The organism is Streptomyces sp. NPDC020747 (assembly GCF_044334695.1).
Classification (GTDB): Bacteria; Actinomycetota; Actinomycetes; order Streptomycetales; family Streptomycetaceae; genus Streptomyces.
Map to the genome: position 1 here is coordinate 1 of NZ_JBIRTJ010000030.1, position 11,330 is coordinate 11,330.

Below are 11,330 nucleotides of genomic sequence, written 5' to 3' on the forward strand. Positions count from 1 at the left end.
AAACGCCCGGTTACATTCCGAACCCGGAAGCTAAGCCTTACAGCGCCGATGGTACTGCAGGGGGGACCCTGTGGGAGAGTAGGACACCGCCGAACTCCTTTTAGAGCTCCGGTTCTTGGACTTTCAGTCCAAGAACCGGAGCTTTTTTGTTTTTCGGGACGCCGGACCCAACCCCCTCCGCGCTGCGGGCAGATGGCTGAGGGTAAGGTCAGGGGGCAACGTTGGCACGTTCCCACAGGAGGCCCCCGGGTGGAGGTCCAGGAGACCCGCGTCCAGACAGACCGGGTCCTCACCATCCCGAACATCCTCAGCATGGCCCGCCTCGCAGGCGTGCCGCTGTTCCTGTGGCTGATCCTCAGGCCGGAGTTCGGCGGTCCCCAGAGTGACGGCTGGGCACTCCTGGTGCTCATGCTCAGCGGCATCAGCGACTATTTGGACGGCAAGCTGGCCCGTAGCTGGAACCAGATCAGCAGCCTCGGCCGGCTGCTGGACCCCGCGGCCGACCGGCTCTACATTCTGTCGACTTTGGTCGGGCTCACCTGGCGCGAGATTCTGCCGCTCTGGCTGACAAGTGTCCTGCTGGCGCGTGAGCTGCTTCTTCTGGTGATGGTGGGCATCCTCAGACGGCACGGCTATCCACCCCCGCAGGTGAACTTCCTTGGGAAGGCTGCTACGTTCAACCTGATGTACGCCTTCCCGTTGCTGCTGCTCAGTGACGGGAGTGGATGGCTTGCATCACTCGCTGCTATTTTCGGATGGGCGTTCGCAGGATGGGGTACAACGCTCTACTGGTGGGCAGGGATCCTCTACGTGGTTCAGGTCCGCCGCCTTGTCCGCGCGGACACCATGGCCGATTGAGCTCGCCGAATGGGCGGCCGTAAGTGGCCTCTGATGGCCCGCAAGCAGAATGTGCGGGACAATCTGACGGGTGAAGTCGGCTAGACCGTCGTCTCTTCAAGGAGGACGCTTCCGACATGAAGGCCGTCGTGATGGCCGGAGGTGAAGGCACACGCCTTCGCCCCATGACCTCAAGCATGCCCAAGCCGCTCCTGCCCGTGGCCAATCGCCCGATCATGGAGCATGTGCTACGGCTGCTCAAGCGGCATGGGCTCAACGAGACCGTCGTTACTGTCCAGTTCCTGGCCTCTCTCGTCAAGAACTACTTCGGTGACGGTGAAGAGCTCGGTATGGAGCTCACCTATGCCAATGAGGAGAAGCCACTCGGTACTGCCGGCAGTGTCAAGAATGCCGAGGAAGCGCTGAAGGACGACACCTTCCTCGTGATCTCCGGTGATGCTCTGACCGACTTCGATCTCACTGATCTGATCAATTTCCACAAGGAAAAGGGCGCGCTGGTCACGGTCTGTCTGACTCGTGTCCCTAATCCACTGGAATTCGGTATCACCATCGTGGACGAGGAAGGCAAGGTCGAGCGCTTTCTCGAGAAGCCCACCTGGGGCCAGGTCTTCTCGGACACGGTGAACACCGGTATCTACGTCATGGAGCCAGAGGTATTCGACTATGTCGAGGCCGATGTCTCCGTCGACTGGTCCGGCGATGTCTTCCCTCAGTTGATGAAGGAGGGCAAGCCGATCTACGGCTATATCGCCGAGGGGTACTGGGAGGACGTCGGCACGCACGAGAGCTATGTGAAGGCGCAGGCCGATGTCCTGGAGGGCAAGGTCGACGTCGAGCTCGACGGCTTCGAGATCTCGCCCGGGGTCTGGGTCGCGGAGGGCGCCGAAGTACATCCCGACGCCGTGCTGCGAGGGCCGCTCTACATCGGGGACTACGCCAAGGTCGAGGCCGACGTCGAAATCCGCGAGCACACCGTGGTGGGCTCCAATGTCGTCGTGAAGACCGGGGCGTTTCTGCACAAGGCCGTGCTGCACGACAACGTCTACATCGGCCAGCACAGCAATCTGCGCGGTTGTGTCATCGGCAAGAACACCGACATCATGCGGGCCGCGCGCATCGAGGACGGCGCCGTCATCGGCGACGAGTGCCTGGTCGGTGAAGAATCGATCGTTCAGGGCAATGTGCGGGTCTATCCGTTCAAGACCATCGAGGCCGGCGCCTTCGTCAATACGTCGGTCATCTGGGAGTCGCGGGGCCAGGCCCATCTCTTCGGAGCCCGCGGAGTCTCCGGGATCCTGAACGTGGAGATCACACCCGAGCTCGCCGTTCGCCTCGCGGGCGCGTATGCGACGACGCTCAAGAAGGGCTCGACCGTCACGACCGCCCGTGACCACTCGCGAGGCGCTCGTGCGCTCAAGAGGGCGGTCATCTCGGCGCTGCAGGCCAGCGCCATCGATGTACGGGACCTGGAGAACGTACCGCTGCCGGTGGCGCGGCAGCAGACCGCGCGGGGCAGTGCCGGCGGGATCATGATCCGGACTACGCCAGGTGTTCCCGACTCCGTCGACATCATGTTCTTCGACGGGCGCGGGGCGGACCTGTCGCAGGGGAGTCAGCGGAAACTGGATCGGGTGTTCGCGCGGCAGGAGTACCGGCGTGCGTTCCCGGGCGAGATCGGGGACCTGCACTTCCCGGCCAGCGTCTTCGACTCGTACACCGGTTCTCTGCTGCGGAATGTGGACAACACCGGGGTCGCCGAATCCGGGCTCAAGGTGGTCGTGGACGCGTCGAACGGCAGCGCCGGGCTGGTGCTGCCCAGCCTCCTGGGCAAGCTCGGGGTCGACTCGCTGACCATCAACCCCGGTCTCGACGAGTCGCGGCCCACGGAGACCGCGGACGCCCGCAGGTCGGGGATGGTGCGACTCGGCGAGATCGTGGCGTCCGCGCGGGCCGCGTTCGGGGTGCGGTTCGACCCGGTGGGCGAGCGGCTGTCGCTCGTCGACGAGAAGGGGCGGATCATCGAGGACGACCGGGCGCTGCTCGTCATGCTCGATCTGGTGGCCGCCGAACGACGGAGCGGGCGGGTGGCGTTGCCCGTGACCACCACGAGGATCGCCGAGCAGGTGGCGGCGTACCACGGGACCCAGGTCGACTGGACGACGACGTCGCCGGACGATCTGACGCGCGTGGGGCGCGAGGAGTCGACGATCTTCGGAGGCGACGGGCGCGGTGGCTTCATCGTGCCGGAGTTCAGCAGTGTCTTCGACGGCACGGCGGCCTTCGTACGGCTCATCGGGCTGGTGGCGCGGACGCAGCTCACTCTCAGCCAGATCGACGCGCGGATTCCGCGGGCCCACGTCCTCAAGCGCGATCTCGCGACTCCCTGGGCGGTCAAGGGACTTGTGATGCGGCGCGTGGTCGAAGCGGCCGGTGACCGGTTCGTGGACACGACCGACGGCGTACGAGTGGTGGAGACCGACGGGCGCTGGGTGATGGTTCTTCCGGACCGGGCGGAGGCGGTCACGCATCTGTGGGCCGAAGGGCCCGACGACGCGTCCGCGCAGGCCCTGCTCGACGAGTGGTCGTCGGTGGTGGACAGCGCCGGTCGCTGAGCCGCACGCGCGCGTGCCGGACGTGGTCCAAAGGGGCACGTCCGGCACGACGGTGGGGCCATTCGGAGGTACTGCCCGCGACGTGCGACGATGTGCGGCATGCCGCAGCAGCCCCCCGTTCGGAGCACTCCTACGCGCCCCCCGCGCCTGGACGCATCCATGTCGCTGCTCACCAACGTCATGGACCACAGCCTCGACGAGGGTTACGCGGAGGCGGCTGCCCGCAAGAAGGCCGACGGGACCGGCGCCCTGCCGAAGACGCTGCGGGCGAAGCTCGGACTCGCGGCCGGGCTGGTGCTCGCGGCCCTTGTGGTGACCGTGGGAGCGGCGCAGGCGCGGGTAGCGGCCCCGGTCGTCGCCAAGGAGCGCGAGGAGCTCATCGACCGCATCGATCGCGAGACGTCGGCGGCCGACAAGCTCGAGGACGGTATCGACAAGCTCCGCGACGACGTGAGCGCGCGGCAGCGCGAGGCGCTGAAGAAGCACGGTGGCGACCAGGGCGAGCTGGTGGGCATCCTGGCCGGCGCGATCGAAGTACACGGCCCCGGTGTGAAGCTCGTCGTGGACGACGCCAAGGAAGCAGACGAGGGCGGCAACGGAGACGCACGCGAGACGTCGGGTTTCTCCGACACCGGTCGGGTGCGTGACCGCGACATGCAGCGCGTGGTCAACGGGCTGTGGGAGTCGGGCGCCGAGGCCATCTCGATCAACGGGCAGCGGCTGACGGCACTGTCCGCGATCCGGGCCGCGGGTGACGCGATACTGGTCGACAACAAGCCCCTGGTGCCGCCCTACACGGTGTTGGCGGTGGGGGACGGCGAGCGGCTGAGAACCGAGTTCCAGAACAGCGGCGACGGACAGTATCTGGACGCCCTGCGGAAGAACTTCCATATCCGGACAGGCATTTCCGTCGAGGACGACCTCCGGCTGCCCGCCGCACCGAGTGTGATCGTACGAACAGCGCAACCGAGCACAGAGAAAGGCACATCGTGATCGCCGTACTGGGCCTCGTCGTGGGAGTCGTGGCTGGATTGTTGGTCCGGCCCGAGGTTCCGGCGGTGGTCGAGCCCTATCTTCCGATCGCCGTCGTCGCGGCGCTCGACGCCGTGTTCGGAGGTCTGCGGGCGATGCTCGACGGCATCTTCGACGACAAGGTCTTCGTGGTGTCGTTCCTGTCCAACGTGGTCGTGGCCGCGCTGATCGTCTTCCTCGGTGACAAGTTGGGCGTGGGCGCCCAGCTGTCCACGGGTGTCGTGGTCGTCCTCGGCATCCGGATCTTCTCCAACGCCGCGGCGATCCGCCGTCACGTGTTCAGGGCGTGAGGCCGATGAGCAGCCAGGACGAAAACCCAGAGACCCCAGAGACCCCAGAGACTCCGGAAGCCTCAGAGTCCTCTGAGGCTCCCAAGAGCCCGGAAGCCCCGGAAGCCCCGGAGACCTCCGCGAACCGTCTGCGCAAGGAACTTCCCGAAGAGGTGCGCGCGCAGGAGAACCCGGAGTCGCCGGACGCCGCGCCGGAACCGGACAAGCCGGCTCTGACCGGCCGGCAGCGGCTCGTGAAGGGCCTGTGGCCGCCGCGCGTGTCGCGTGCGCAGTTCATCGTCGCCCTCCTGCTGTTCGGCCTCGGCTTCGGTCTCGCCGTCCAGGTGGCGTCCAACAGCGACAGCGACGGTGCCCTCCGCGGCGCGCGCCAGGAGGATCTCGTACGCATCCTCGATGAACTGGACGACCGTACGCAGCGTCTGGAAGAGGAGAAGCAGGGGCTGGAGGATCAGCGCACCGAGCTGGAGAACAGTTCGGACCAGGCCGAGGAAGCCCGCAAGCAGACGGTCGAGAAGGAGAAGCAGCTCGGCATCCTGGCGGGCACCGTGGCGGCGCAGGGTCCCGGCATCACGCTGACCATCGAGGACGAGGAGGGGACGGTCGAGGCCGACATGCTGCTCGACGCGATCCAGGAGCTGCGTGCCGCCGGAGCGGAGGCGATCCAGGTCAACGGTGTACGGGTCGTCGCTGGCACCTATCTGACGGATGTGAGCGGCGGAGTCGCCGTCGACGGGAACAAGATCAGCGCCCCCTATCGTTTCAAGGTCATCGGCAAGCCTCAGGATCTCGAACCGGCGCTCAACATCCCTGGCGGAGTGGTGCAGACTTTGGAGAAGGAGCAGGCCACTGTCACGGTGGAACGATCGGACAAGATCATCGTGGACGCCTTGCGACCGGCGAAGCGGCCTGACTACGCTCGGTCGTCCTCCCAGTGAACCGGGGGCGCTTGGGGGCCGCTCCCCGAGGGCATGAGGTTGCGGGGGGTCGACGCACCGAATGGGTGGTGCGTGGTGGAAACTGTCTGGTGGATACGGACGTTGTGAGGGTGTCCGGCTCGGCCGGTGTGTGCAATCAGGGTTCGTCCTGCCCCACGGGCGGGTCTGTTTCGGTCAAGGGGAATCGCCCGTGAAGTTGTTTGCGAAGTTGTTCGGCAAGAGCGCGCGAGAGGGCAGCGACAACGCGACTGCCCGCCATCGTGCACCGCGCCCCGCGGAGGGCGAGGATCAGGGGGACCGCCCCCTGTTCCGGGATCAGGTCGGTGGTCCTGGCGGTGACATTTCCGGTGGTCAGGGCGCGCCGTCTGTTGACCCTGCCCAGTCGGGACGCATAGGTTTCGGCTCCGACCCGTATGCGTCCAACGCCCCTGCGGGGCAGCCGCGGCAGGAGGATCCGTCGATGTCGGCCCTGGTGTGTACGAGGTGCGGTAACCGCAACGCGGAGGCGAGCCGCTTCTGCTCCAACTGCGGTGCTCCGTTGCGGGCCGGGGCGACCCCCGAGCGACCGTCGGAGACCACCTCGACGATCTCCATCTCGGGCCTAGAGGCCTACGACGCCGAGGTCACCGGCCAGACGCAGATGCCGATGCTCTCGCCCGAGGCGCAGGCCGCCGTCGACGCGCTGCCGCTCGGCTCGGCGCTCCTGGTGGTGCGCCGCGGGCCCAACTCGGGCAGCCGCTTCCTGCTGGACGGCGAGCTGACCACCGCCGGTCGTCATCCGCAGAGCGACATCTTCCTGGACGACGTGACCGTGTCGCGCCGCCATGTGGAGTTCCGTCGCGTCTCCGACGGCTCGTTCACGGTGGCGGACGTCGGCAGCCTCAACGGCACGTACGTCAACCGGGAGCGGATCGACTCGGTCCCGCTGTCGAACGGCGACGAGGTGCAGATCGGCAAGTACCGGCTGGTCTTCCACGCGAGCCAGCGGGGTATCTGACCCGCCCCCGGACCCGGTCCGGGGGGACCCTCAGGAAGGTCCATGCTTCGAACACCGAGCGGCGGTGTCGGCCACGGCACCGCCGCCATGGACAACGGACTGATGAGCATCGGCACGGTGCTCACCGTGCTGCGCGACGAGTTCCCCGAAGTCACCATCTCCAAGATCCGTTTCCTGGAGTCGGAGGGGCTCATCGAGCCGCAGCGGACACCGTCGGGGTACCGGAAGTTCAGCCCGGGCGACGTCGAGCGGCTCGGGCACGTCCTGAGGATGCAGCGGGACCACTATCTGCCCCTGAAGGTGATCCGCGAGCACCTGGACGCCGTGGAGCGCGGTGAGGCGCTGCCTTTGCCGTCCGTGGGGCGCCAGCGCGATGGCGAGGTGCTCTGCGAGTCCGAAGGGCCGACTGTGGCCCGGATCGGGCGTGCCGAGCTGCTGGCCGCCGTGGAGATCGGCGAGCAGCAGCTCGAGGAGTGGGAGTCGTACGGGCTCATCACACCGCTGCCCGAGGGGGTCTACGACGCCGAGGCGGTGACCGTGGCCGGTCTCGTCGTGGAACTGGGGCGGTTCGGGATCGAGCCGCGCCATCTGCGTGCCGTGAAGGCCGCCGCCGACCGCGAGGCCGGCCTTGTCGACCAGGTGGTGGCCCCGCTGCGGCGGCACCGCAATCCGCAGACCAGGGCGCACGCGGAGGCGCAGACCAAGGAACTGGCGGGGCTCGCGGTGAAGCTGCACGCCGCGCTGGTGCAGTCCGCCCTCGGGGTGCGGCTGCCCTGACAGGGTGGTCGCGCGGACGTGGGATCGGGCGCCCATTCCGTGCCCGACTACCCAAAGATGCCGGGCACGGCCTAGGGTTGCTGTGTGAACGAGCTCGACGTCGTAGGTGTCCGGGTCGAAATGCCCTCCAACCAACCGATCGTGCTCCTGCGTGAAGTGGGAGGCGACCGTTACCTCCCCATCTGGATCGGGCCGGGGGAGGCGACGGCGATCGCCTTCGCACAGCAGGGCATGGCCCCCGCGCGACCGCTGACCCACGACCTGTTCAAGGACGTGCTGGAGGCCGTCGGCCAGGAGCTCACCGAGGTGCGCATCACGGACCTGCGGGAGGGCGTCTTCTACGCGGAGCTGGTGTTCGCCAGCGGAGTCGAGGTCAGCGCCCGGCCGTCCGACGCCATAGCGCTCGCGCTGCGCACCGGGACGCCGATCTACGGCAGCGACGGGGTGCTGGACGACGCCGGCATCGCGATCCCGGACGAGCAGGAGGACGAGGTGGAGAAGTTCCGCGAGTTCCTCGACCAGATCTCGCCCGAGGACTTCGGGACCAACAGCCAGTGACCTTCCAGTCCGGGCTCCAGTGACCCTCCGGGACCGCCGGACAACAGGCCGTGCGGCGGTTGTTCCGAGAGCATTCGGCTAGCCTTTCCCCGCGGTGGGACACGGGAAACCACTCCTAGGGTGATTATCACTCGGCGTGCCGAGTGTGGCGGTCGTTGACGCACCCCTGGTGGCTGCCTACCTTCGAGAAGGCAGGTCAAGGACGGAGGTCGGCGTGAGAAGCAGCGGCGACGGTACGGCTGGGGGTGCCCCCGGACCCGGTCTGGGGGAGAGCAGCCCGTACCCGCTTCACAGCAGCGCGGCCGATCACGTACAGCGGCCGACAGCGGTGCCCGAGGACGGCGGGGTGGCGTCCGAGGAGGTCGGTTATCGGGGGCCCACGGCCTGCGCGGCCGCGGGCATCACCTACCGGCAGTTGGACTACTGGGCCAGAACCGGCTTGGTCGAGCCGAGCGTGCGGGCCGCCTACGGGTCGGGGACGCAGCGGCTCTACAGCTTCCGGGACGTCGTGGTCCTGAAGATCGTCAAGCGGTTCCTCGACACGGGTGTCTCGCTGCAGAACATCCGCACCACGGTCCAGCACCTGCGTGAGCGCGGGTTCCGGGACCTGGAGCGGATGACGCTGATGAGCGACGGCGCGACGGTCTACGAGTGCTCCTCGCCCGACGAGGTCCACGCGCTCCTCCAGGGCGGACAGGGCATCTTCGGGATCGCGGTGGGTGTGGTCTGGCGGGACGTGGAGAGCGCCCTGTCACAGCTGCACGGGGAGCGCGTCGACACGGGCGAGACGCTTCTCCGGCCCAATCCGGCGGACGAGCTGGCTCGGCGCCGTAATCGCGCGGTCTGAGGCGGCGGGCGCTGTCTGGGCCGGTGGGTCCTGTCCGGGCCTTCCGGCCCGGCTCTGTCTGAGTCCTTCCGGCCCTGGCGCCCCCGCCTAGTGCCCACCGCCCGGTGTCTGCCGCTCGGCGCACTGGCGGGTCCGGCATGGCGCCGGTCCGCAGGGTGTGTGCCGGGGCATTGTCAGTGGCGTAGGGCAGCATCGGACATGTGAGAACCGCGCCCACGATCCTGCATCTCGACATGGATGCCTTCTACGCCTCGGCGGAGCAGGCGGCCAAGCCGAGCCTGCGCGGGAAGGCGGTCATCGTGGGAGGGCTCGGGCCGCGGGGTGTGGTGGCCACCTGCTCGTACGAGGCACGGGTCTTCGGGGTGCATTCGGCGATGCCCATGGCGCAGGCCCGCCGGCTGGCGCCGAACGCCGCGTATCTCGTACCGCGCTTCGGGCTCTATCGGGACGTCAGCGAGCAGGTGATGGGCCTGCTGCGGGATCTGTCGCCCCTGGTGGAGCCGTTGAGCCTGGACGAGGCGTTCGTGGACCTGGAGGCCGGGCACAAGGCCTGGGACGCGGAGTCGGCGCGGCTGGCCGGGGTGAAGCTGCGCGGGGACATCAGGGCCGTCACCGGACTGACCGGGTCGGTCGGCCTCGCCGCCTCCAAGATGCTCGCGAAGATCGCCTCCGAGCAGGCCAAGCCGGACGGGCTCGTGCTGATAGAGCCGGGTACCGAGCGGGAGCTGCTCGCCCCCATGTCCGTGCGAACGCTTCCGGGGGTGGGGCCCGCCACGGGAGACCATCTGCGGCGGGCCGGGATCACCACGGTCGGGGAGATCGCCGAGGCGGGCGAGGACGAGCTCGTACGGCTCCTGGGGAAGGCCCACGGGGTCGCGCTGTACGCCATGGCGCTCGCGCACGACGTGCGGCCCGTGGTGGCCGAGCGGGACACCAAGTCGGTGTCCGTCGAGGACACGTACGACGTGGACATCCACGACCGGGTGCGGGTGCGGATGGAGGTCCAGCGCCTGGCCGACCGGTGTGTGGGGCGGTTGCGGGGCGCGCATCTGTCGGGGCGGACCATCGTGCTGAAGGTGCGGCGGTACGACTTCTCGACGCTGACCCGGTCCGAGACGCTCAGGGGGCCCACGGACGACCCCGCGGTGGTGCGGGAGGCCGCCGGGCGGTTGCTGGAGTCCGTGGACACCACGGGCGGCGTACGGCTGCTGGGGGTGGGCGTCTCGGGGCTCGCCGACTACACGCAGGAGGATCTGTTCGCTCAGGCTCGGACGGCTGCCGCTGCCGCGTCCGCTGCTGCCGAGGAGATCGAGCACGCGGAGAAGGAGGAAGCCGAGGAGGCGGTCGAGGAGCCGGTGCCTCCTGCGGAGCGGCGGTGGCATGCCGGGCACGATGTGCGGCATGCCGAGTTCGGGCACGGGTGGGTGCAGGGGAGTGGGCTGGGGCGGGTGACTGTGCGGTTCGAGACGCCGGACTCCGTGCCGGGGCGGGTGCGGACGTTTCGGAGCGATGATCCTTTGTTGGAGGGGGCTGAGCCGTTGCCGTTGGTGGAGCGGCGGGGTGGTGATGTGGGGGCGTCTGCGGGGTCGCCTGCGGCGGGCGGGGAGGGGTGAGGTCGGTGCGGGTGTGTTTGTGGGTGCGGGTCGGTTGTGGCCTCGTGCGCGGTTCCCCGCGCCCCCAAGACAGACCGGCGTCGCCCTTGCCCCCTTGGAGCCCCTTACTGGGAGTCGTCCCTGCCTGCCAGGTGGCCGAAGTCGTGGTCCGGGAAGGGGGGTGGGGGAGCTACGTCCAGGCCGTAGTGGTGGTAGAGCTGGAGTTCCTGTTCGGGGGAGAGGTGGCGGCCTACGCCGAAGTCGGGGGCGTCTTTGATCAGGGCGCGTTCGAAGGGGACTCGCAGACCCCCGTCGGTCAGTTCGCTGGGCTCCAGGGGGACGAAGGCGTCCCTGCTGAACAGGCCGGTGCGTATGGCCGCCCACTCCGGTACGCCGGTCGCGTCGTCGAGGTAGACCTCGTCGACCGTGCCGATTTTCGTGCCGTTGCGGTCGAACGCCTTGCGGCCTATCAGGTTGCGCGGATCGATGTCGGTCTGCACGGGCCCTCCAGCTGCTCGCAACTCATCCGTAAGCACTACGAAAGAGCACTTTGAGGAGGGCGGCCACTCGGGGGAACCCCGCTGGTACCCTGGGCAACGGCTGCTGACCCCGTGCGGGAGAGTCCTCCAGGCTTCATCGGAGGCGCCGAAGGAGCAAATCCTCCCCGGAATCTCTCAGGCCCACGTACCGCATGGACGAGGTCACTCTGGAAAGCAGAGTGGTGTCCGAGTTTCTGACGGGTTCCGCTCTCACCGACGGTGAAAGCCGGTGCGCCTTCACGGGCGGGCCGGTGAAGCTCTCAGGTTGAGATGACAGAGGGGGAGGCCGTCCG

10 protein-coding genes, 1 rRNA gene, 1 pseudogene and 1 riboswitch are annotated in these 11,330 nt (G+C 68.1%); of the genes and pseudogenes, 11 read left to right on the plus strand and 1 reads right to left on the minus strand.

What is annotated here, in order from left to right; all coding sequences use genetic code 11:
• From rrf to ACH4YP_RS45935, 11 genes and pseudogenes are all read left to right on the plus strand, one after another.
• Positions 1-95: ribosomal RNA gene (gene rrf, locus ACH4YP_RS45885) — 5S ribosomal RNA — on the plus strand; the annotation flags it as partial.
• 154 nt (positions 96-249) lie between these two features.
• Positions 250-858: a CDP-alcohol phosphatidyltransferase family protein gene (locus tag ACH4YP_RS45890; RefSeq protein ID WP_361064665.1), complete on the plus strand. Its 609-nt coding sequence runs from the start codon at positions 250-252 to the stop codon at positions 856-858.
• 116 nt (positions 859-974) lie between these two features.
• On the plus strand, positions 975-3,470 hold the full coding sequence (locus tag ACH4YP_RS45895; protein ID WP_200399625.1) for a mannose-1-phosphate guanyltransferase: 2,496 nt from the start codon (positions 975-977) through the stop codon (positions 3,468-3,470).
• A 90-nt stretch (positions 3,471-3,560) separates the two neighbouring features.
• The gene (locus tag ACH4YP_RS45900; protein ID WP_361064668.1) at positions 3,561-4,463 is read left to right on the plus strand and encodes a DUF881 domain-containing protein; all 903 of its coding nucleotides are present in this window, start codon (positions 3,561-3,563) and stop codon (positions 4,461-4,463) included.
• On the plus strand, positions 4,460-4,792 hold the full coding sequence (locus ACH4YP_RS45905) for a small basic family protein (RefSeq protein ID WP_003988855.1): 333 nt from the start codon (positions 4,460-4,462) through the stop codon (positions 4,790-4,792). Before ACH4YP_RS45900 ends, ACH4YP_RS45905 begins: the two co-directional genes overlap by 4 nt.
• 5 nt (positions 4,793-4,797) lie before the next feature.
• Complete coding sequence (locus ACH4YP_RS45910; RefSeq protein ID WP_398497379.1) at positions 4,798-5,727, plus strand: DUF881 domain-containing protein; 930 nt, start codon at positions 4,798-4,800, stop codon at positions 5,725-5,727.
• Positions 5,728-5,788: 61 nt separating this feature from the next.
• The gene (locus ACH4YP_RS45915) at positions 5,789-6,724 is read left to right on the plus strand and encodes an FHA domain-containing protein (protein WP_398497381.1); all 936 of its coding nucleotides are present in this window, start codon (positions 5,789-5,791) and stop codon (positions 6,722-6,724) included.
• A gap of 42 nt (positions 6,725-6,766) precedes the next feature.
• Positions 6,767-7,501, plus strand: coding sequence for a MerR family transcriptional regulator (locus tag ACH4YP_RS45920; RefSeq protein WP_361064677.1), 735 nt, complete (start codon positions 6,767-6,769; stop codon positions 7,499-7,501).
• Between the two features lie 84 nt (positions 7,502-7,585).
• Positions 7,586-8,059, plus strand: a complete 474-nt coding sequence (locus ACH4YP_RS45925; protein ID WP_006123076.1) for a bifunctional nuclease family protein — start codon at positions 7,586-7,588, stop codon at positions 8,057-8,059.
• A 214-nt stretch (positions 8,060-8,273) separates the two neighbouring features.
• Positions 8,274-8,906, plus strand: a complete 633-nt coding sequence (locus ACH4YP_RS45930; protein WP_398497383.1) for a MerR family transcriptional regulator — start codon at positions 8,274-8,276, stop codon at positions 8,904-8,906.
• Positions 8,907-9,106: 200 nt separating this feature from the next.
• Positions 9,107-10,705, plus strand: a pseudogene (locus ACH4YP_RS45935) (DNA polymerase IV).
• On the opposite strand, the gene ACH4YP_RS45940 reads toward ACH4YP_RS45935, so the two are convergent.
• On the minus strand, positions 10,624-10,998 hold the full coding sequence (locus ACH4YP_RS45940) for a PRC-barrel domain-containing protein (protein WP_266748547.1): 375 nt from the start codon (positions 10,996-10,998) through the stop codon (positions 10,624-10,626). The pseudogene ACH4YP_RS45935 and the gene ACH4YP_RS45940 sit on opposite strands and share 82 nt — an antisense overlap.
• A gap of 104 nt (positions 10,999-11,102) precedes the next feature.
• Positions 11,103-11,198, plus strand: a riboswitch (glycine riboswitch).
• The last annotated feature ends 132 nt before the right edge of the window (positions 11,199-11,330 follow it).